The 21,158-nt window shown below is 72.5% G+C and carries 21 protein-coding genes; 18 read left to right on the top strand and 3 right to left on the bottom strand.

Annotated features, from left to right (window positions below; all coding sequences use genetic code 11):
- Positions 1 to 51: 51 nt before the first annotated feature.
- Positions 52 to 972 (bottom strand): zinc metalloprotease HtpX, encoded by a 921-nt coding sequence (htpX, locus tag P3T27_RS11135; RefSeq protein ID WP_280677017.1) that lies wholly within the window; start codon positions 970 to 972, stop codon positions 52 to 54.
- A 261-nt stretch (positions 973 to 1,233) separates the two neighbouring features.
- Between htpX and hrcA the strand changes: the two genes are divergently transcribed.
- From hrcA to era, 14 genes are all read left to right on the top strand, one after another.
- Positions 1,234 to 2,268: a heat-inducible transcriptional repressor HrcA gene (gene hrcA / locus P3T27_RS11130; protein ID WP_280677015.1), complete on the top strand. Its 1,035-nt coding sequence runs from the start codon at positions 1,234 to 1,236 to the stop codon at positions 2,266 to 2,268.
- 77 nt (positions 2,269 to 2,345) lie between these two features.
- The gene (gene dnaJ, locus P3T27_RS11125; protein WP_280677013.1) at positions 2,346 to 3,485 is read left to right on the top strand and encodes a molecular chaperone DnaJ; all 1,140 of its coding nucleotides are present in this window, start codon (positions 2,346 to 2,348) and stop codon (positions 3,483 to 3,485) included.
- 81 nt (positions 3,486 to 3,566) lie between these two features.
- The gene (locus tag P3T27_RS11120) at positions 3,567 to 4,316 is read left to right on the top strand and encodes a 16S rRNA (uracil(1498)-N(3))-methyltransferase (RefSeq protein WP_280677011.1); all 750 of its coding nucleotides are present in this window, start codon (positions 3,567 to 3,569) and stop codon (positions 4,314 to 4,316) included.
- A 71-nt stretch (positions 4,317 to 4,387) separates the two neighbouring features.
- A complete protein-coding gene (locus tag P3T27_RS11115; protein WP_280677009.1) occupies positions 4,388 to 7,651 on the top strand; it encodes a S41 family peptidase in 3,264 nt (1,087 codons plus the stop codon).
- 188 nt (positions 7,652 to 7,839) lie between these two features.
- Positions 7,840 to 8,193: a histidine triad nucleotide-binding protein gene (locus tag P3T27_RS11110; RefSeq protein WP_280677007.1), complete on the top strand. Its 354-nt coding sequence runs from the start codon at positions 7,840 to 7,842 to the stop codon at positions 8,191 to 8,193.
- Between the two features lie 7 nt (positions 8,194 to 8,200).
- Complete coding sequence (locus P3T27_RS11105; RefSeq protein WP_280677005.1) at positions 8,201 to 9,124, top strand: ribonuclease Z; 924 nt, start codon at positions 8,201 to 8,203, stop codon at positions 9,122 to 9,124.
- 279 nt (positions 9,125 to 9,403) lie between these two features.
- Positions 9,404 to 10,438: a PhoH family protein gene (locus P3T27_RS11100; protein ID WP_280677232.1), complete on the top strand. Its 1,035-nt coding sequence runs from the start codon at positions 9,404 to 9,406 to the stop codon at positions 10,436 to 10,438.
- Between the two features lie 14 nt (positions 10,439 to 10,452).
- Positions 10,453 to 10,947 (top strand): rRNA maturation RNase YbeY, encoded by a 495-nt coding sequence (gene ybeY, locus P3T27_RS11095; RefSeq protein ID WP_030061268.1) that lies wholly within the window; start codon positions 10,453 to 10,455, stop codon positions 10,945 to 10,947.
- Positions 10,948 to 10,966: 19 nt separating this feature from the next.
- A complete protein-coding gene (locus tag P3T27_RS11090; protein ID WP_280677000.1) occupies positions 10,967 to 12,292 on the top strand; it encodes a hemolysin family protein in 1,326 nt (441 codons plus the stop codon).
- A gap of 33 nt (positions 12,293 to 12,325) precedes the next feature.
- On the top strand, positions 12,326 to 12,562 hold the full coding sequence (locus tag P3T27_RS11085) for a hypothetical protein (protein WP_280676998.1): 237 nt from the start codon (positions 12,326 to 12,328) through the stop codon (positions 12,560 to 12,562).
- Positions 12,563 to 12,597: 35 nt separating this feature from the next.
- Positions 12,598 to 13,143 carry a DUF4383 domain-containing protein gene (locus P3T27_RS11080; RefSeq protein WP_280676996.1) on the top strand — a complete coding sequence of 182 codons (546 nt, stop codon included), beginning with the start codon at positions 12,598 to 12,600 and terminating at the stop codon, positions 13,141 to 13,143.
- Between the two features lie 31 nt (positions 13,144 to 13,174).
- Positions 13,175 to 13,528 carry a cytidine deaminase gene (locus tag P3T27_RS11075; protein ID WP_280676994.1) on the top strand — a complete coding sequence of 118 codons (354 nt, stop codon included), beginning with the start codon at positions 13,175 to 13,177 and terminating at the stop codon, positions 13,526 to 13,528.
- A gap of 122 nt (positions 13,529 to 13,650) precedes the next feature.
- A complete protein-coding gene (locus P3T27_RS11070; protein ID WP_280676992.1) occupies positions 13,651 to 13,809 on the top strand; it encodes a hypothetical protein in 159 nt (52 codons plus the stop codon).
- 59 nt (positions 13,810 to 13,868) lie between these two features.
- Positions 13,869 to 14,798, top strand: coding sequence for a GTPase Era (era, locus tag P3T27_RS11065; RefSeq protein WP_280676990.1), 930 nt, complete (start codon positions 13,869 to 13,871; stop codon positions 14,796 to 14,798).
- Between the two features lie 105 nt (positions 14,799 to 14,903).
- Here era and P3T27_RS11060 read toward each other — a convergent pair whose 3' ends face one another.
- Positions 14,904 to 15,170 (bottom strand): protealysin inhibitor emfourin, encoded by a 267-nt coding sequence (locus tag P3T27_RS11060; RefSeq protein WP_280676988.1) that lies wholly within the window; start codon positions 15,168 to 15,170, stop codon positions 14,904 to 14,906.
- 82 nt (positions 15,171 to 15,252) lie between these two features.
- A complete protein-coding gene (locus P3T27_RS11055; RefSeq protein ID WP_280676986.1) occupies positions 15,253 to 16,275 on the bottom strand; it encodes a M4 family metallopeptidase in 1,023 nt (340 codons plus the stop codon).
- Between the two features lie 328 nt (positions 16,276 to 16,603).
- Here P3T27_RS11055 and leuA point away from each other — a divergent pair, with 328 nt between their 5' ends.
- From leuA to P3T27_RS11035, 4 genes are all read left to right on the top strand, one after another.
- On the top strand, positions 16,604 to 18,400 hold the full coding sequence (gene leuA, locus P3T27_RS11050) for a 2-isopropylmalate synthase (protein ID WP_280676984.1): 1,797 nt from the start codon (positions 16,604 to 16,606) through the stop codon (positions 18,398 to 18,400).
- Between the two features lie 239 nt (positions 18,401 to 18,639).
- Entirely contained in the window at positions 18,640 to 19,302 is a 663-nt protein-coding gene (locus P3T27_RS11045; RefSeq protein WP_280676982.1) for a TerB family tellurite resistance protein, read from the top strand.
- 209 nt (positions 19,303 to 19,511) lie between these two features.
- Positions 19,512 to 20,258 (top strand): DNA repair protein RecO, encoded by a 747-nt coding sequence (recO, locus tag P3T27_RS11040; RefSeq protein ID WP_280676980.1) that lies wholly within the window; start codon positions 19,512 to 19,514, stop codon positions 20,256 to 20,258.
- A gap of 4 nt (positions 20,259 to 20,262) precedes the next feature.
- Positions 20,263 to 21,102, top strand: coding sequence for an isoprenyl transferase (locus P3T27_RS11035; protein ID WP_280676978.1), 840 nt, complete (start codon positions 20,263 to 20,265; stop codon positions 21,100 to 21,102).
- The last annotated feature ends 56 nt before the right edge of the window (positions 21,103 to 21,158 follow it).

Here is a 21,158-nt window from a genome sequence, read left to right as displayed (position 1 = left end):
AGGAGGGTGCGGGCGGAGTCGGGCGGAGCGGCGGAGGGACGGAGGGGGGAGTCAGCGGCCGAGCTGCTCGGAGATCTTCGCCAGCTGCTCCAGCCGCTTCTCCAGCGTCGGGTGGGTGGAGAACAGCTGGGCGGCGGTCTCCCGGGCGCTCAGCGCGGGGGCGAAGTAGAAGGCGTTGTAGGGCTGCGCCTGGCGCAGGTCCTTGCTGGGGATGGCGGCGATCTGCCCGGTGACCTTGGTGAGCGCGGAGGCGAGGGCGCTGGGCCGGCCGGTGAGCTGGGCGGCGGAGCGGTCGGCGGCGAGTTCCCGGTAGCGGGAGAGCAGCCGGGTGAGCAGGAAGCTGATGGCGTAGACGACCATCGACACCAGCGGGATGACCAGGGCGGCGATCGCCGCGTTCTGGTCGTTGTTGTTGCGGCCGCCGCCCATGAACCCGCCGTACATGGCGATCCGGGTCATGGCCCCGGCGAGGACGCCGAGGAAGCCGGCGATGGTCATCACCGCGACGTCCCGGTGGGCGACGTGGGACAGCTCGTGGGCGAGGACGCCCTCCAGCTCCTCGGGTTCCAGCCGGCGCAGCAGGCCGGTGGTGACGCACACCACGGCGTTCTGCGGGTTGCGGCCGGTGGCGAAGGCGTTCGGCATGTCGTTGTCGGCGACCGCCACCCGGGGTTTGGGCATGTCCGCCAGCGCGCAGAGCCGGTCGACGGTGCCGTGCAGTTGCGGGTACTGCTCAGGGGTCACCTGGTGGGCGCCCATCGCCCGTTCGGTGATCTTGTCGCTGAACCAGAACTGGGCCACGAACAGCCCGCCGGAGATCAGGACGATCAGTGGCCAGGCGCCGCGCAGCAGCACGATCAGCAGGCCGGTGAAGCCGACGTACAGCAGCCCGATCACGAACATCGTCACGACCATGCGGCCGGTCAGGCCGCGGTCGGGCGCGAAACGGGTGTGCTGGCCCGAGCTCGACATTGCTTGCTCCTCCATTCGCCGTCGCTTTCGATGCTGCCACCCGGACGGCCCCGCGGCACCACCCCCGCGCCGGGAACTGCGGGCAGGATCACTCCGGCCGGGCCGTTCCTGCCGTTGGGCCCGGGCCTTACACTGGCAGGTACGGTTTTGGCACTCGGGTATGACGAGTGCCAAGGCGGGTCCCGGAACCGGGTGTCCCGGAACGGGCAGCAGCATGTGCGACACAAACGGACAACGCGCGAAGACGGAGGTGTGTGCCCCATGGCCGGTGAGGTTCGCCAGCTCGACGACCGCAAGCTGGCCGTGCTCCGCGCGATCGTCCAGGACTACGTGGGGACCGAGGAGCCGGTCGGCTCCAAGGCCCTGGTGGAGCGGCACAACCTCGGGGTCTCCCCGGCCACCGTCCGCAACGACATGGCGGCGCTGGAGGAGGAGGGCTACATCCACCAGCCGCACACCAGCGCCGGGCGCATCCCCACCGACAAGGGGTACCGCCTGTTCGTCGACAAGCTCGCCGAGGTCAAGCCGATGAGCGCCCCCGAGCGCCGGGCGATCCGGCACTTCCTGGACGGCGCCGTCGACCTGGACGACGTGGTCGCCCGGACGGTGCGGCTGCTCGCCCAGCTCACCCGGCAGGTCGCGGTGGTGCAGTACCCCTCGCTGTCGCGCTCCACCGTCCGGCACATCGAGCTGGTCGCGCTGGCCCCGACCAAGGTGATGCTGGTCCTGATCACCAACACCGGCCGGGTCGAGCAGCGGATGGTGGACTGCCCGGGCCCGGTCGGCGAGACGGTCCTGGCGGACCTGCGGGCCCGGATCAACGCGCGGGCCGTCGGCCAGCGGCTGCCGGACGTGCCGGGCTTCCTGGAGGAGCTCCCGGCGGGTTTCGAGCAGCCGGACCGGCCGACCGTCAGCACCGTCCTGGCGACGCTGTTCGAGGCGCTCGCCGAACAGAACGAGGAGCGGATCATGCTGGCCGGCACGGCCAACCTGACCCGCTTCGGGCACGACTTCCCGCTCACCATCCAGCCGGTGCTGGAGGCACTGGAGGAGCAGGTCGTCCTGCTCCGCCTCCTGGGTGAGACCGCGGACGCCGCGATGACGGTCCGGATCGGGCGGGAGATCGCCTACGAGGGGCTGAATTCCACCTCGGTGGTCTCGGTCGGCTACGGTTCGGGCGACGAGAGCGTGGCCAAACTGGGTGTGATCGGTCCGACCCGGATGGACTATCCGGGCACAATGGGGGCGGTGCGAGCGGTGGCACGGTACGTGGGTCAGATCCTGGCCGAGTCGTAGCAAACAGTCGCTGTCGGTCATCTGACGGCGACATCCCAGTCGCAGCACTACTACAGGCGGAACAAGCGGAGCATTTGGTGGCCACGGACTACTACGCGGTACTCGGCGTCCGACGGGATGCGGGGCAGGACGAGATCAAGAAGGCGTTCCGGCGCCTGGCACGCGAACTGCACCCGGACGTCAACCCGGACCCGAAGACGCAGGAGCGGTTCAAGGAGATCAACGCCGCCTACGAGGTGCTCTCCGATCCGCAGAAGCGCCAGGTCTACGACCTCGGCGGTGACCCGCTCTCGCCGGGCGGCGGGGGCGCGGGCGGGTTCGGCGCGGGCGCGGCGGGCTTCGGGTTCTCCGACATCATGGACGCCTTCTTCGGCGCCGCGGCCGGCCAGCGCGGCCCACGCTCGCGCACCCGCCGCGGCCAGGACGCCATGATCCGGCTGGAGATCACCCTGGAGGAGGCCGCCTTCGGCACCACCAAGGAACTCCAGGTCGACACGGCCGTCACCTGCACCACCTGCAGCGGCGAGGGCGCGGCCCCCGGCACTTCCGCGCAGACCTGTGACATGTGCCGCGGCAAGGGCGAGGTCTCCCAGGTCACCCGGTCCTTCCTGGGCCAGGTCATGACCTCCCGCCCCTGCCCGCAGTGCCAGGGCTTCGGCACCGTCGTGCCGACCCCGTGCCCGGAGTGCGCCGGCGACGGCCGGGTCCGCGCCCGCCGCACCCTGACCGTCAAGATTCCGGCCGGTGTCGACAACGGCACCCGGATCCAGCTGGCCGGCGAGGGCGAGGTCGGCCCCGGCGGCGGCCCGGCCGGCGACCTGTACGTCGAGATCGCCGAGACCACCCACCCGACCTTCCAGCGCCGCGGGGACGACCTGCACTGCACCGTCACCATCCCGATGACGGCCGCGGCCCTCGGCACCCAGGTGCCGCTGCAGACCCTGGACGGGCTGGAGGAGGTCGACATCCGGCCCGGCACCCAGTCCGGCCAGTCGATCCCGCTGCACGGCCGGGGCATCACCCACCTGCGCGGGGGCGGCCGGGGCGACCTGATAGTGCATGTCGAGGTGCAGACGCCCGGCAAGCTCGACGCCGAGCAGGAGGAACTGCTGCGCCGGCTCGCGGTGCTGCGCGGCGAGGAGCGGCCGTCCGGCCAGTTCGCGCCGGGCCAGCAGGGCCTGTTCTCGCGTCTGAAGGACGCGTTCAACGGCCGGTAGCCGTCCGCGTGGGGGTGCCGGGGCTCTGCCCGGCACCCCTTTCGCGTTCCCGATCCGCTCCCACCACCGGAGGTTCCCCGCATGACCGCCCCCGTCTTCGTCGTCGAGACCGAGCGGATCGCCGCCGCCGCACCCGGTTCCGTGGTGCGCCTCGACGGGCCGGAGGGGCGGCACGCGGCCGCGGTGAAGCGGCTGACGGCGGGCGAGGCGGTGACCCTGGCCGACGGGCTGGGCCTCGGGGTGGACGGGACGGTCGCCGAGGTGCTCGGCAAGGACGCGGTCGACGTCACGGTGGCGGCCGTGCGCCGGGAGCCCGAGCCGGCGCCGCGGATCGTCGTCGTCCAGGCGCTGCCCAAGGGCGACCGCGGCGAGCTCGCGGTGGAGACCATGACCGAGGTCGGCGTGGACGTGGTGATCCCGTGGGCCGCCTCGCGCTGCATCACGCAGTGGAAGGGCGACCGGGGCGCCAAGGCGCTCGCCAAGTGGCGGGCCACCGCCCGGGAGGCCGGCAAGCAGTCCCGCCGGCTGCGCTTCCCCGAGGTGCGCGAGCCGGTGACCACCCGGCAGCTGGCGCCGGTCCTGGCGGGGGCGGCGTTCGCCGCCGTGCTGCACGAGGAGGGCGCCGAGCCGCTGGCGCTGGCCGCGCTGCCCGAGGGCGGGGACGTGGTGCTGGTGGTCGGCCCGGAGGGCGGTGTCTCCCCGGAGGAGCTGGCCGCCTTCTCCGAGGCGGGCGCGAAGCCGTACCGGCTGGGCCCGTCGGTGCTGCGCACCTCCACCGCCGGGGTGGCCGCCGGCGCGCTGCTGCTGGGCCGTACCGGCCGCTGGTCGTAGCGGGCTCCGGTCGGGGCGGGAGTCCGCGAAAATCGGCCCGCGCGGTGTGCGTGGGTGCCTACGCTGACCGCGTGACGGAACCCCTGAGCACCTCCGCGGGCGCCTATCTGCGCCACCCCCATCTGCACGGCGACCTGGTCACCTTCGTCGCCGAGAACGACGTCTGGCTGGCCCCGCTGGACGGCGGCCGGGCCTGGCGGCTGACGGCCGATCACCTGCCGGTCCACCACCCCCGGTTCGCCCCGGACGGGCGGCACATCGCCTTCACCTCCGCCCGGGACGGCGCGCCCGAGGTGCACGTGGTGCCGGTGGACGGCGGCCCGTCCCGCCGGCTCACCCACTGGGGCAGCGACCAGACTCAGCTGCAGGGCTGGACGGCCGACGGCCGCCCGATCGCCACCACCACCGCCGGCGAGGCCACCCTGCGCCGCACCTGGGCGCACGCGGTGCCGCTGGACGGTGGCGAGCCGGTACGGCTGCCGTACGGACCGGTCGGCGGGCTCGCCTTCGAGCCGCACGGCGCCAGGGTGCTGCTGGGCACCGTCAACAACCGCGAGCCGGCCTGGTGGAAGCGCTACCGGGGCGGCCGGGCGGGCAAGCTGTGGATCGGCCGGGACGAGTTCGCGCGGGTGCACGAGGACCTGGACGGCCAGCTCTCCTCGCCGCTGTGGGTGGGGGACCGGATCGCCTTCCTGTCCGACCACGAGGGCGTCGGCGAGCTGTACTCCAGCCTCCCGGACGGCTCCGACCTGCGCCGCCACACCACTTGCCCGGAGGGTTTCTACGCCCGCAACGCCACCACCGACGGCACCCGGGTGGTCTTCCACCGGGCCGGCGACCTGTGGCTGCTGGAGAGCCTGGCGCAGGGCGCCGAGCCGCGCCGGCTGGACGTCCGGCTGGCCGGCCCGCGCAGCGGCCGCCGGCCCCGCCCGGTGTACGCCGCGCACTGGCTGGAGTCCGTCGCCCCCGACCGCACCGGCCGGGCGAGCGCGGTGGTGGTGCGCGGCGGGGTGCACTGGCTGACCCACCGCGAGGGCCCGGCCCGGGTGCTGGACGAGACGCCGGGTGTGCGCGGGCGCCTCGCCCGGGTGGTGCCGGGCGAGGACGGCGCCCAGGGCGTGCTCTGGGTGTCCGACGCCGAGGGCGAGGACGCCCTGGAGTTCGCGCCCGCCGTGCAGGGCGCCGAGCGCCGCCGGCTGGCGGCCGGCCGGCTCGGTCGGGTCAACTCCCTGGTGGTGTCCCCGGACGGCAAGCAGGCGGCGCTCGGTGTGCACGACGGCCGGGTGCTGCTGGTCGCGCTCGCCGACGGCACCGTGCACGAGCTGGCCCGCAGCGCCGACGGCGAGGTCAGCGGGCTGGCCTTCAGCCCGGACTCGGCCTGGCTGGCGTGGTCGAGCCCGGTGGCGGGCCTGGGCCCCTTCTCGCTGCGCCAGATCGTGCTGGCCAACCTGGCCACCCGGACGGTCGGCGAGGCCACCCAGCAGCGCTTCATCGACACCTCGCCGGCCTTCACCGCGGACGGCCGGTACCTGGCGTTCCTGTCGGTGCGCAACTTCGACCCGGTCTACGACGCGCACGTCTTCGACCTGTCGTTCCCGAACGGCTGCCGCCCGTACCTGATCACGCTGGCCGCCGACACGCCGTCCCCGTTCGGGCCGCAGCGGGCCGGGCGCCCGCTCGGCGGGGAGGAGGACGAGCCGCGCGGCAAGAAGGCGGACGGCGAGGAGGCCGCCGCCGACGCCCCGCCGGTGACCAGGGTCGACCTGGACGGCATCGCCGACCGGATCGTGCCGTTCCCGGTCGAGGGCGGCCGCTTCGACTCGCTGCGGGCCGCCAAGGACGGCGTCCTGTGGACCAGGGCCCCGCTGCTCGGCGAACTCGGCGACGAGGCGGCCTCGCTGGACGAGGAGCGGCCCCGGCCGGCGCTGGAGCGGTACGACCTGAAGAAGCGTCGCGTCGAGCAACTCGTGCAGGGCGTCGACGAGTTCGCGGTCAGCGGGGACGGCGCCCGGGTGGCGGTGCTGGACGAGGGCGAACTGCGGATCGTCCCCGCCGACCACAAGGCGAGCGGCGAGGAGGACGAGGTGACCGTCGACCTGGCCCGGCTGCGGGTCACCGTCGACCCGGCCGCCGAGTGGCGCCAGATGTACGCCGAGAACGGCCGCCTGATGCGGGACAACTTCTGGCGCGCCGACCTCGGCGGCGTCGACTGGGAGGGCGTCCTGGACCGCTACCGGCCGCTGGTGGAGCGGGTCGGCTCGCACGACGACCTGGTCGACCTGCTCTGGGAGGTGCACGGCGAACTCGGCACCTCGCACGCCTACGTGCTGCCGTACGGCCTGCACACCGAACCCGCACGGCGCCAGGGCCTGCTCGGCGCCGACCTCGCCAAGGACGGCGACCGGTGGCGGATCGCCCGGATCCTGCCCGGCGAGTCCTCCGACCCCCGGGCCCGCTCGCCGCTGGCCGCGCCCGGCGTCGCGATCCGCCCGGGCGACGCGGTCCTGGCCGTCAACGGCCGCCCGGTGGACCCGGTCACCGGCCCGGCGCCGCTGCTGGCCGGCACCGCCGGGCAGCCGGTCGAGCTGACCGTGGCCGGCAAGGACGGCACCGACCAGCGCCACCCGGTGGTCGTCCCGCTCTCCGACGAGGAGCCGCTGCGCTACCACGACTGGGTGGCCGGGCGGCGGGCCGCCGTGCGCGAGCTGTCCGCCGGGCGGCTCGGCTACCTGCACGTCCCCGACATGCAGACCACCGGCTGGGCCCAGATCCACCGCGACCTGCGCTCGGAGATGGCCAAGGAGGGCGTGGTCGTCGACATCCGGGAGAACCGCGGCGGCCACACCTCGCAGCTGGTGATCGAGAAGCTGGCCCGCCGGATCATCGGCTGGGGCGTCGCCCGCGGCGTCGCCAGCCCGATGCCCTACCCCGGTGACGCCCCGCGCGGGCCGCTCGTCGCGCTCGCCAACGAGTTCTCCGGCTCGGACGGCGACATCGTCAACGCCGCCATCCAGGCGCTGGGGCTGGGCCCGGTGGTCGGCACCCGCACCTGGGGCGGGGTGATCGGCATCGACAGCCAGTACCGGCTGGTCGACGGCACCCTGGTGACCCAGCCCAAGTACGCGTTCTGGGTGGAGAACTACGGCTGGGGCGTGGAGAACCACGGCGTCGACCCGGACGTCGAGGTGCCGTTCGCCCCGCACCAGTGGGCGGCGGGGGAGGACCCGCAGCTGGCCGAGGGCGTCCGGATCGCCCTCGCCGCGCTCGCCGGGACCCCGTCCCGGACGGCCCCGCCGGTGCCCGGGGAGCAGGCCGGGGAGCAGGCCGGGGAGTAGGCCGGGGACCGGGCCCGGAGTGGGAGGTCGGGCGGGCCGACTTCCCACTCCGGGCGGCGCGGAGGATGCGGGCCGTGGTCGGGATGCGCCCGGTCCGCCGCGAGCGGCTGCCGGAGTATCAGCAGGCGGTCGGGCGGCTCGGCTAGGCTGCCGCCGTACGGCCCACGACACAACCCGAGGAGAAGCCGATGGCCGGCGAGCCGCAGCCCGATTGCCTGTTCTGCAAGATCGTGGCGGGCGAGATCCCGGCGACCGTGGTGCGCAAGACCGAGCGCATCCTCGCCTTCCGCGACATCGCTCCCAAGGCCCCGGTGCACGTCCTGGTCATCCCGCACGTCCACTACCCGAATGCCGCCGCGCTGGCCGCCGCGGAGCCGGAGATCGCCGGTGAACTCCTCGCCGAGGCGGGCGCGGTGGCCAAGGACGAGGGCCTGGAGGACTACCGGCTGATTCTCAACACCGGCGCCGGCGCCGGTCAGACGATCTTCCACGCCCACGTCCACGTGCTCGGCGGCAAGCCGATGACCGAGAGCATGGTCTGAACCCGACGTGTCACAGCGCGAACTCGTCGTCCTCGGCACCGCCAGCCAGGTGCCCACCCGGCACCGCAACCACAACGGCTACCTGCTCCGCTGGGACGGCGAGGGCCTGCTGTTCGACCCCGGCGAGGGCACCCAGCGGCAGATGCTGCACGCCGGGGTCTCGGCCACCCAGATCACCAGGATCGCCGTGACGCACTTCCACGGCGACCACTGCCTGGGCCTCGCCGGGGTGATCCAGCGGATCAACCTGGACCGCGTCCCGCACCCGGTGGACGTCTACTTCCCGGCCTCCGGCGAGGTCTACTTCGAGCGGCTGCGGAACGCCACCGCGTACCACGAGACGGCCGTGCTGCGACCCCGGCCGATCGACGAGCCGGGCCCGCTGCCCGCGCCCGGCGCCCGCTTCGCGCTGGACGCCGTGCGGCTCTCCCACCCCGTGGAGTCCTTCGGCTACCGGCTGTCCGAGCCCGACGGCCGCCGCCTGGTGCCCGAACGGCTCGCCGCGCTCGGCGTCTTCGGCCCCGCGGTCGGCCGGCTGCAGCACGAGGGCGCGATCGAGGCGGACGGCCGGCGGGTCACCCTGGAGGAGGTCAGCGAGCCCCGGCCGGGCCAGCGGTTCGCCTTCGTGATGGACACCCGGCTCTGCGACGGCGTGCACGAACTCGCCGAGGGCGCCGACCTGCTGGTCGTCGAGTCGACCTTCACCGACGCCGACGTCCGCCTCGCCGAGGACCACGGCCACCTCACCGCCGGGCAGGCCGCCAAGGCCGCCGCCGAGGCCGGGGTGCGCACCCTGGTGCTGACCCACTTCTCCCAGCGCTACCCGGACCTCGGCCAGCACCTGGCCGACGCCCGCAAGCACTTCGACGGGGAGCTGGTGCTCGCCGAGGACCTCGCCCGGGTGCCCGTCCCCGCCCGGCGCCAGCCGTGAACCCGGCGCACACCCCGTGAAAAGGGCTCGCGCCGTCCCCCGATCTGCCGCAGCATCGTCGGGTGCGGCCCCGCCGCCCGCCGCGGCGATCACGTGCGCGGCGTACCCTGGTGCCCCGGAGAGACCGATCGGCACACGACACCACGGATGGGATGAGGCAGGCCCCAGCGCCGACCTATGAGTGACACATCGCAGACCCGTACGAACGGCCGGTCACGCCCCGAGCCGGCCGACGACGGCCGCGTCAGCGCCCGGATCGTCATCCCCGAGAAGCACCCGATGGTCACCCTCCTCGGCACGGCGGACTCGCTGCTGCGCGTGATCGAGCAGGGGTTCCCCGCCGCCGACATCCACGTCCGCGGCAACGAGGTGACCGCCACCGGAGCGCGCGCCGAGGTCGCCCTCGTGCAGCGGCTCTTCACCGAGATGATGCTGGTGCTGCGCACCGGCCAACCCCTGACGGAGGACTCCGTGGAGCGCTCCATCGCCATGCTCCGGAGCGCCGTGGAGGACCCGGACAGCCCGGCGCCGTCCCAGGTGTTCACCGCGAACATCCTGTCCAACCGGGGCCGCACGATCCGCCCCAAGACGCTCAACCAGCAGCGCTACGTCGACGCGATCGACAAGCACACCATCACCTTCGGCCTCGGCCCGGCCGGCACCGGCAAGACCTACCTCGCGATGGCCAAGGCCGTCCAGGCCCTGCAGGCCAAGGAGGTCAACCGGATCATCCTGACCCGCCCGGCGGTCGAGGCCGGGGAGCGGCTGGGCTTCCTGCCCGGCACCCTCTACGAGAAGATCGACCCGTACCTGCGCCCGCTCTACGACGCGCTGCACGACATGATGGACCCGGACTCCATCCCGCGCCTGATGGCGGCCGGCACCATCGAGGTCGCGCCGCTCGCGTACATGCGCGGCCGCACCCTCAACGACGCCTTCATCATCCTGGACGAGGCCCAGAACACCTCGCCCGAGCAGATCAAGATGTTCCTCACCCGCCTCGGGTTCAACTCCCGGGTGGTCGTCACGGGTGACACCACCCAGATCGACCTCCCGAGCGGCACCCGCAGCGGCCTCAAGGTCGTCCAGGAGATCCTGGCCGACGTGCCCGACATCCACTTCTCCGTCCTCACCAGCACCGACGTGGTCCGCCACAAGCTGGTCGGCCGGATCGTGGACGCGTACGAGCGCTGGGACGCCCAGCAGGAGGCCGAGGAGACCACTCCGCAGGCCGCCCGCAAGCCGGCCCAGCGGCGCGGCGGCAAGACGACCGCGGCCCGCGCACCCCGACAGTCCCATCGCACCGAAAGCTGAGTAACCAGCCCGTCATGTCGATCGACATCGCCAACGAGTCCGGTTGGGACGCTGACGAGGAAGCCATCCTCGACGTCGCCCGCTTCGCCCTGGACAAGATGCGGATCCACCCGCAGTCCGAACTGTCCGTGATCCTGGTGGACGGAGCGGCGATGGAGGAGCTGCACATCCAGTGGATGGACCTCCCCGGACCCACCGACGTGATGTCCTTCCCGATGGACGAGCTGCGTCCCGGCAAGGAGGGCGAGGAGCTGCCGCAGGGCCTGCTCGGCGACATCGTGCTCTGCCCGGAGGTCGCCGAGCAGCAGGGCAAGGCGGCCCCCTCCAAGCACTCGATGGACGAGGAGCTCCAGCTGCTCACCGTCCACGGGGTGCTGCACGTCCTCGGCTACGACCACGAGGAGCCCGAGGAGGAGGAGGAGATGTTCGCCCTCCAGAAGCGGATCCTGGACGACTGGCGGGCGGGCCGCGGCCTCGGCGGCATCTCCCCGGCCCCCACCACCCACTGAGCGCGGAGCCCGAACCCCTGTGAGTGGTGAAAGTACGAGCTTCATCCTCGGTGCCGTGCTGCTCGTCGTCCTCGGCTGGCTCGCCGCGTGCGCCGAGGCGGGCATCTCCCGGGTCTCCCGGTTCCGGGCGGAGGAGGCCGTACGGGCCGGGCGGCGCGGCTCGGCGCGGCTGCTGACCGTCGCCTCCGACCCGATCCGCTACCTCAACCTGGCGACCCTGATCCGGGTGGCCAGCGAGATGGCGGCGGCCGTCCTGGTCACCGTGGTGTGCGTGCGCAACGTCGAGCCGACCTGGCAGGCCGTGCTGCTGGCGTTCGGCGTGATGGTGCTGGTGTCCTTCGTCGCGGTGGGGGTCTCGCCGCGCACGATCGGACGCCAGCACCCGCTCACCACCGCGACCGCCGCCTCCTTCGTGCTGCTGCCGCTGGCCGCGGTGCTCGGCCCGATCCCGCGGCTGCTGATCCTGCTCGGCAACGCGCTGACCCCGGGCAAGGGCTACCGGGAGGGGCCGTTCGCCTCCGAGGCCGAGCTGCGGGCGCTGGTCGACCTCGCCGAGAAGGACGACCTGATCGAGGACGAGGAGCGCCGGATGGTGCACTCGGTCTTCGAGCTGGGCGACACCATCGTCCGCGAGGTGATGGTGCCGCGCACCGACCTGGTGATGATCGAGCGGCACAAGACCGTCCGGCAGGCGCTCACCCTGGCGCTGCGCTCGGGCTTCTCGCGGATCCCGGTGGTCGGGGACAACGAGGACGACGTGGTCGGCATCGTCTACCTGAAGGACCTGGTCCGGCGCACCCACATCAACCGGGAGGCGGAGTCCGAGGAGGTCGGCGCGGTGATGCGCCCGGCCGTCTTCGTGCCGGACTCCAAGCCGGCCGGCGACCTGCTGCGCGAGATGCAGCAACGCCGCTCGCACGTGGCGATCGTGATCGACGAGTACGGCGGCACGGCCGGCCTGGTCACCATCGAGGACGTCCTGGAGGAGATCGTCGGCGAGATCACCGACGAGTACGACCGGGAGATCGCGCCGATCGAGGACCTCGGCGACGGCTCGTACCGGATCACCGCCCGACTGCTGGTGGAGGACCTGGGCGAGCTGTTCGGCATCGAGCTGGAGGACGAGGACGTCGAGACCGTCGGCGGCCTGCTGGCCAAGCACCTCGGCCGGGTGCCGATCCCCGGCTCGTCCTGCGAGATCCCGCTGCCCGAGCCCGCCGCCACCGGGCTGACCGGCATCCTGCTGACCGCCGAGTCCTCGGCCGGGCGCCGCAACCGGATCGGCTCGATGGTCGCGACCCCGGTCCGCAAGGCCGCCGACGCCGGGACGGAGCCCGGCGAGTAGCGGTCGCGCCGTCGCGGGGCGACCATGGACAGCATGACGCATCAACTTCGCGCGGAGTACGGCCCGCAGGGGGCGACCGGCGGGGTCAGGGTCTGGCACGTGGTACGCGAGTCCGACCCCGCGATGGCGCTCTGCGGCCGCAGCATGGCCGACGACGCCGAGACGCGGCCCGAGCAGGAGTGGGGCACCGGGCTGCGCTGCTGCCAGCAGTGCGGTTCGCTCTACATGCACGAGGTGCCGCACATGCAGGGGAGCCACCCCTACAGCTAGGCCAGCAGGTCAGCCACGCCATGGTGGAGGTTGCCATGAAGCTGCACGACGAACTGCCCGTCAACACCCGCCTCGTCACGGTGTGGCGGATCGGGGCGGGGCTCGGGGGGATCTTCCTGATCGTGTTCGGGTGCCTGGGACTCGCCGGCGAACCAGGCTTCCTCGCCACGCACGGTGACCGGATCGCCGGGCTGTCGACCAACGGGGCGCTGAGCATCCTGTCCATCGTGGTGGGCGCGATCCTGGTGGCGGGGGCGGTGATCGGCGGGAACGTCGCGTCCGACCTGAACATGGTGGTCGGCCTGCTGTTCGTGCTGTCCGGCTTCTACGGTCTGGTGGTGCTCGGGCGGCCGGACGCCAACATCCTGAACTTCCGGATGTCGAACGTGCTGTTCGCGTTCATCTTCGGAGTGGTCCTGACGACCTTCGGGATGTACGGCCGGGTGAGCAGCCACCTGCCGCACGACAACCCGTTCTGGCGCGAGCGCACGGAGCACGAGGGGGCGCGGCCGTCCGGGCCGAAGACCTTCGTCAAGGTCCTCAAGCCGAACCCGGGTCCGACCCACCCGGTCGGCCACTGAGCCGCCGCGGGGGCCGCCTATGCTCGGCGGCATGAGTGACATCGTCGAGCTCGACCCCGAAGACAAGAAGATCATCACCCTGGCCCGCTCGGCCCGCGCCCGCAACGGCGTCGCCGAGGGGGCCGCGGTGCGTGACGAGACCGGCCGGACGTACGTGGCCGGGACGGTCGCGCTGGAGTCGCTGCGCCTCAGCGCGCTGCAGACGGCGGTGGCGATGGCGGTGGCCAGCGGTGCGAACTCGCTGGAGGCGGCCGCCGTGGTGAGCGAGGCGGAGCAGCCGGCCGAGGCCGACCTGGCGGCCGTCCGGGACCTCGGCGGGGTCGGGACGCCCGTGCTGCTGGCCGGGGTGGACGGGACGCTGCGGGTGGCGACCGAGGCCCGCTGAGGCCCCGCCGGGGCCCCGCTGGGGCCCGTTGGGTCGGGCGACGGCGGCGACCCGGCGAACACCTGCGCGGGCTTGGCAGATAATCTCACCGGGGGAGTGAACCCGGTGAGGGGGCTGGGCACATGGGGGCGGTGGCGTTCTTCGCCGGGCTGCTGTTGTTCGTGATGGGGATGGGCAAGTGGCAGGAGACCGGCTCGCCGTACTGGCTCTGGGGCTCGGTCGCCTTCCTGGTCGTCCTGGTGGTGATGTCGCTGGTCGCGCGGGGCGGCCGCAAGGGCTGATCGGGCCGTGCGGGCGGGGCCGGACGGCGCGGCTCTGGTGATCAGGGAGAATGGAGCACATGAGTGCCCCTTCCTCCTCGTACCGCTCCGGCTTCGCGTGCTTCGTCGGCCGACCCAACGCGGGCAAGTCGACCCTGACCAACGCTCTGGTGGGGACGAAGGTCGCGATCACCTCCGACCGCCCGCAGACCACCCGGCACACCGTGCGCGGCATCGTGCACCGCCCGGACTCCCAGCTCGTCCTGGTCGACACCCCCGGACTGCACAAGCCGCGCACCCTGCTCGGCGAGCGCCTCAACGACCTGGTCCGCAGCACCTGGGCCGAGGTCGACGTGATCGGCTTCTGCCTGCCCGCCGACCAGAAGCTCGGCCCCGGTGACAAGTTCATCGCCAAGGAACTCGCCGAGATCAAGAAGACCCCCAAGGTCGCCATCGTCACCAAGACCGACCTGGTCGACTCCAAGCGGCTCGCCGAGCAGCTGATCGCCGTCCACCAGCTCGGCGAGGAGCTGGGCATCGAGTGGGCCGAGATCATCCCGGTCTCGGCGGTCGGGGACAAGCAGGTGGAGCTGGTCGCCGACCTGATCACCAAGCTGCTGCCGGAGGGCATGCCGCTCTACCCGGACGGCGACCTGACCGACGAGCCCGAGCAGATCATGGTCGCGGAGCTGATCCGCGAGGCCGCGCTGGAGGGCGTGCGGGACGAGCTGCCGCACTCGCTGGCCGTCGTGGTCGAGGAGATGCTCCCGCGTGAGGGCCGCCCGGCGGACCGCCCGCTGCTGGACATCCACGCCAACGTCTACATCGAGCGGCAGAGCCAGAAGGCGATCGTGATCGGCGCCAAGGGCGCGCGGCTCAAGCACGTCGGCACCACCGCCCGCAAGCACATCGAGGCGCTGCTCGGCACGCCGGTCTACCTGGACCTGCACGTCAAGGTGGCCAAGGACTGGCAGCGCGACCCGAAGCAGCTGCGCAAGCTCGGGTTCTGAGCCCGGGCTCCCCGTGGAGGCCCGCCCGGTTGGGCGGGCCTTCGCCGTGTCCCGGTGTTCCGGTACCGGGGTGCTGTGCGCGGTGGGTGCTACGAGCGGTGGGTGCTACGCGCCCTCGCGCAGCACCAGCGACACCAGTTCGCGCTGCGGGTCGGTGAGCTTCGGGTCGGCGCAGTACACCGTCCGGCCGTCGACGGTGATCTCGTAGTGGAAGCCGTCCGGCACCCCGTACGAGGGGGCCCGCAGCCCGCCCGCGACGGCCTCGCGGGCGAGCGCGTGGACGTGCGGGGCGTCCGTGCGGTCGACGGTGTCGAGTTCCGCATGGCGGACGATCCCCGCGAGGCCGCCGGTCCGGGTCACCTGGATACGCATGGTGTCCATGGTGCTACCCGGGGAGGGGGTTTGCCGGGCTTTTCCCGGACCGTGACCTTAAGGCCGATCGGCACGGTGGGCGTCAGCCGGGGCTGACGCCCACCTGCGCCCAGGACGCCGTCACCGTGTCCGCCACCGAGGTCTGGTCGGGGTAGCGGGCCTTGGCGGCGGCCACCGTGGCCCGGGCGAAGGCGGTGAAGTCGGCGTCGGCGGGCAGCCGGCGCCCGGTCAGCGCGTCGTACCAGATCCGCCCGGCGCGCTCCCAGGCCGGGCCGCCGAGGGCGGTGGCCAGCAGGTAGAACGCGTGGTTGGGGATGCCGGAGTTGATGTGCACGCCGCCGTTGTCGTCGGCGGTGTTCACGTAGTCCCGCATGTGCGCGGGCTGCGGGTCCTTGCCGAGCTGGGGGTCGTCGTAGGCGGTGCCGGGGGCCTTCAGCGAGCGCAGCGCCACGCCCTGGACGCCGGGGGCGAGCAGTCCGGCGCCGATCAGCCAGTCGGCGTCGGCGGAGTCCTGGTGCAGCGCGTACTGCTTGACCAGCGAGCCGAAGACGTCGGAGACCGACTCGTTGAGCGCGCCGGGCTGGTCCTGGTACTGCAGCCCGGCGGTGAACTGGGTGACGCCGTGGGTGAGTTCGTGGCCGATGACGTCGATGCAGGCGGTGAAGTCGCCGAAGATCTGGCCGTCGCCGTCGCCGAAGACCATCCGCTGGCCGTTCCAGAAGGCGTTGTCGTAGTCCTGGCCGTAGTGGACGGTGGCGTCCAGGCGCAGCCCCTGGTCGTCGATCGAGCGGCGGCCGTAGACGTCGGCGTACAGCGCGAAGGTGGCGCCGAGGCCGTCGTAGGCGTGGTTGACGGACTGGTCGGAGACCGGGGCCTGGCCCTCGGTGCGGACGGTGCGGCCGGGCAGCCGCTGGCTGTGGCCGTCGTCGGCGATCACCCGGCTGGGGGCCGGGTGGCCGCCGGTGGGCGGGGGAGCGGTGAGGCGGGCCGCGCGGTGCGCGGTGTCGAGCGCGAGGGAGCGGACGGCGGGCTCGTGACCGGCCTCGGCGAGGCGGTCCAGGACGTACGGCGGGACGATCGCACAGAGCGGTACTGCTGCAGTCATGTGGCCCAGGGTGAGGCCTCGATGACCGGTTGTCACCACCCTTGGCATGACCGGTCGGTGTCTCAAGGGGTGGAACGGTGGCCCGGATCACTTCGGGGGCGCGCGGCCCTGGGTTACGCTGGGGCCATCATGCGCAACGGGCTGCTTCTGCTTAGCTGCCGCGTCGAGGGCCTGTAGTCCACGGGGCCGGCTCCCTCGCCGCGGGGATCGAGCTGCGCGCGTCATCCGGCGATCCGACGGAGGATCGCCAGCGGCAGCTGGCCGGCCAGTCGGTGACCTTTCCCGACCCGCCCCGCACCACGCATCACAGGAAGCCGAGAGTCATTCCATGACCGAGCAGAGCTCCGCCGCGTCCATCCCCGCCGGTCGCGCCTTCGTCGACCGTCCCACCCCGATCACCGCCGCCTCCGTGCGCCAGCAGCCCTCCGGCATGCGGCACGGGCGCTACCTGCCGTTCGACACCGTCGACCTGCCGGACCGCACCTGGCCGAGCAGGGTGATCACCAAGGCGCCGCGCTGGCTCTCCACCGACCTGCGGGACGGCAACCAGGCGCTGATCGACCCGATGTCCCCGGCCCGCAAGCGCAAGATGTTCGACCTGCTGGTCGCGATGGGCTACAAGGAGATCGAGGTCGGCTTCCCGTCCTCCGGCGCCACCGACCACGCCTTCGTACGGTCGCTGATCGAGGAGGGGGCGATCCCCGAGGACGTCACCATCTCGGTCCTGACGCAGGCCCGCGAGGAGCTGATCGAGAAGACCGTCGAGTCGCTGGTCGGCGCCCCCCGCGCGACCGTCCACCTGTACAACGCGACCGCGCCGCTGTTCCGCCGGGTGGTGTTCCGCAACGACCGGGCCGCCACCAGGGCGATCGCCACCGAGGGCACCCGGCTGGTGATGGAGTACGCCGAGAAGCTGCTGGGCGAGGACACCGTCTTCGGCTACCAGTACTCGCCGGAGATCTTCGTGGACACCGAGCTGGACTTCGCGCTGGAGGTCTGCGAGGCGGTCATGGACGTCTGGCAGCCGGGCGAGGGCCGCGAGATCATCCTGAACCTGCCGGCCACCATCGAGCGGGCCACCCCGAACGTGCAGGCCGACCAGTTCGAGTGGATGTCGCGCAACCTGTCCCGCCGCGAGTTCGTCTGCCTGTCGGTGCACCCGCACAACGACCGCGGCACCGCCGTCGCCTCCGCCGAGCTGGCCTACATGGCGGGTGCCGACCGCATCGAGGGCTGCCTGTTCGGCCAGGGCGAGCGAACCGGCAACGTCGACCTGGTGACCCTGGGGATGAACCTGTTCTCGCAGGGCATCGACCCGCAGATCGACTTCTCCGACATCGACGAGGTGCGCCGCACCGCCGAGTACTGCAACCAGATGGAGGTGCACCCGCGCCACCCGTACGCCGGCGACCTGGTGTACACCTCCTTCTCCGGCTCGCACCAGGACGCCATCAAGAAGGGCTTCGACGCCCTGGAGGCGGACGCCAGGGCCGCGGGCGTCCCGGTCGAGGAGCACACCTGGGGCGTGCCGTACCTGCCGATCGACCCGAAGGACGTCGGCCGCACCTACGAGGCGGTCATCCGGGTCAACAGCCAGTCCGGCAAGGGCGGTGTGGCGTACGTCCTGAAGAACGACCACAAGCTGGACCTGCCGCGCCGGATGCAGATCGAGTTCTCCCGGATCATCCAGGCCAAGACCGACGCCGAGGGCGGCGAGGTCACCCCGGCCGAGATCTGGCGGGTCTTCGAGGACGAGTACCTGCCGACCCCCGACAACCCGTGGGGCCGGATCTCGCTGAGCGGTTCGCGCACCCTGACCACCGAGGACGGCCGGGACGCGCTGATCGCCGGCGCGATGGTCGACTCCGTACCGGTGACCCTGACCGGTGTCGGCAACGGCCCGGTCTCCGCCTTCGCGGACGCGCTGGCCCGGATCGACGTGGACGTCCGGGTCCTGGACTACGCGGAGCACGCGCTGAGCGAGGGCGGCGACGCCCAGGCCGCCGCGTACGTCGAGTGCGCGGTGGACGGCAAGGTGCTGTGGGGCGTCGGGATCGACGGCAACACCGTGCTGGCCTCGCTGAAGGCGATCATCAGCGCCGTCAACCGGGCGCAGCGCGGGTAGTTCGTACGAGTGGCATGCGGCGGGGCCGTCCTCCGGGGCGGCCCTTCGTCGCGCCTGGGGCCGCTGTGTCCTGCGCCACATTTTTTCGGGTCGGAAGCCGTTCGAGGTACTGACACGTGCCGGTAACCATGGCAACATCGATCCACCGGAAAGCCGGGTCGGTGGGACGGCCCAGGTGTCCGGTCGCGTGACCTGCCCATTGTTGTGCAGGCCGTCTGCCATGTCTGGGGAGTGGCGCCGTGACCAGGTTGTGGGGTGTTCGCCCGCGGTGGCGGACTGACGTTCTCGGTGACTTCTTCTGCCCGGGCTGTGGCGGGGACCGTAACTACCGCCGGCAACACGGCCGGCGGTGGCTGCGGCTGCTGGGCACCCCGGTGCTCCCGCTCGGCCCGGTGATCGGCAGCGTGCAGTGCACCAGCTGCCGCGGCCGGTACGGCGTCGAGAGCCTGGAGCAGCCGACCTCCGTACGTCTCGGCGCGATGCTGCGGGACGCGCAGTACACCATCGCGCTGGCCATGCTCGCGGCCGGTGGCACCGCCCACCGGGCGGCCCGCGACGCGGCCTGCACGGCGGTGCGCGAGGCCGGGTTCGAGGACTGCGGCGAGGCCCAGGTGCTGGCCGCGCTCGCCGCGCTGTCCGGGCTCGGCGGTGAACTGCACGACGCCCACGGGATGGCCGGCGGCCTGGCCGTGGAACTGCACGCGGTGCTCGAACCGCTCGCCCCGCACCTGGCCCACCAGGGCCGGGAGCGGCTGCTGCTGCAGGGCGCGGCGATCGCCCTGGCCGACGGACGCTACCTGCCGCAGGAGCGCGAGGCGCTGGCCGCGGTCGGGGGCTGCCTGGACCTGCCGCAATCGCGGGTCGGGGCGCTGCTGGAGGCGGCGACCCGGGCTCCGTACTAGCTCCGTACCGGACCTCCTCCCGTCTCCGTCCCTCCTGAGCCGTCCCCTCCCTCCTGAGCCGTCTCCGATCCCTCCGAGCCATCTCCGATCCCCCACAAAACGGGCCCGTCTCCCCCCTCCGGGCCCGCCGTGACCCGCACCGTACGGTCCTCCCCCACGGACCCGGTGCGGGCAACACGGCTGTCGGTCGGTGGGGGAGAATGGCTTCCATGAGTCTTTTCCGGGACGACGGCGTCGTGTTGCGGGCGCAGAAGCTCGGCGAGGCCGATCGGATCATCACCCTGTTGACCCGACAGCACGGCAAGGTGCGGGCGGTGGCGCGCGGGGTGCGCAAGACCAAGTCCAAGTTCGGCGCCCGCCTGGAGCCCTTCTCGCACGTGGACGTGCAGTTCTTCAGCCGGGGGAGTGAGTTGGTCGGCCGCGGGTTGCCGCTGTGCACCCAGGTGGAGACGATCGCGCCGTACGGCGGTTCGATCGTCACCGACTACGGCCGCTACACCGCCGGGACGGCGATGCTGGAGACCGCCGAGCGGTTCGCCGAGAACGAGGGCGAGCCGGCCGTCCAGCAGTACCTGCTGCTGGTGGGCGGCCTGCGCACGCTGGCGGCCGGGGTGCACGAATCGCACCTGGTGATGGACGCCTTCCTGCTGCGCTCGCTCGCGGTGAACGGGTACGGCGCGAGCTTCACCGACTGCGCCAAGTGCGGCCTGGAGGGGCCGAACCGTTTCTTCTCCCTTCCCGCCGGCGGGGTGCTCTGCCCGGACTGCCGAGTGCCCGGATGTGCCGTACCCTCCCCTGAGACACTGGTACTGCTCGGGGCGCTGCTGTCAGGGGACTGGCAGACGGCCGATTCCTGCGAGCCGAGGTACTGGCGGGAGGGCAGCGGCCTGGTCGCGGCCTATCTGCAGTGGCATTTGGAGCGGGGCATCCGCTCGATGAGATACGTGGAGAAGTGAGCACATGGCAGCGCGACGGCTCTTCGGCGGCGGCAAGCAAAGGGAGTACCTCCCCCCGACCCCGCACCCCAGCGGCGCAAAGCCCCCGAAGATCCCCGGCGAGCTGGTCCCCGACCACGTCGCGATCGTGATGGACGGCAACGGCCGCTGGGCCAAGGAGCGCGGACTGCCCCGCACCGAGGGCCACAAGGTCGGCGAGGCGGTCGTGCTGGACGTCCTCAAGGGCGCCATCGAGCTCGGAGTGAAGAACATCTCGCTGTACGCGTTCTCCACCGAGAACTGGAAGCGCTCGCCCGACGAGGTGAAGTTCCTGATGAACTTCAACCGGGACGTCATCCACCGCCGCCGCGACGAGATGGACGCGATGGGCGTGCGGGTCCGCTGGGCGGGCCGGATGCCCAAGCTGTGGAAGAGCGTCGTCCAGGAGCTGCAGGTCGCCGAGGAGCAGACCAAGGACAACGACGCCGTCACGCTCTACATGTGCGTCAACTACGGTGGCCGGGCCGAACTCGCGGACGCCGCGGCGGCCCTCGCGGCCGACGTCGCGGCCGGCCGGCTGGACCCGAAGAAGGTCAACGAGAAGACCCTCGCCAAGTACATGTACCACCCGGACATGCCGGACGTGGACCTGTTCCTGCGCCCCAGCGGCGAGCAGCGCACCTCCAACTTCCTGCTCTGGCAGTCCGCGTACGCCGAGTTCGTGTTCCAGGACGTGCTCTGGCCGGATTTCGACCGTCGCGACCTCTGGCGCGCCTGCGAGCAGTACGCGATGCGCGACCGCCGCTTCGGCGGGGCGATCCCGAACGAGCTCCCCGCGCCGCTGGACCTGCCCACCCAGCGCTGACGCGACGCGGCGAAGGGCCCGCGGGAGCGAATCCCGCGGGCCCTTCGCCGTACTCG

Origin of the sequence: Kitasatospora sp. MAA19 (genome assembly GCF_029894125.1) — a bacterium.
Taxonomy (GTDB): Bacteria; Actinomycetota; Actinomycetes; order Streptomycetales; family Streptomycetaceae; genus Kitasatospora.
Note: the sequence above shows the minus strand (reverse complement) of the source record. Positions and strands in the feature narration are given on the sequence as shown.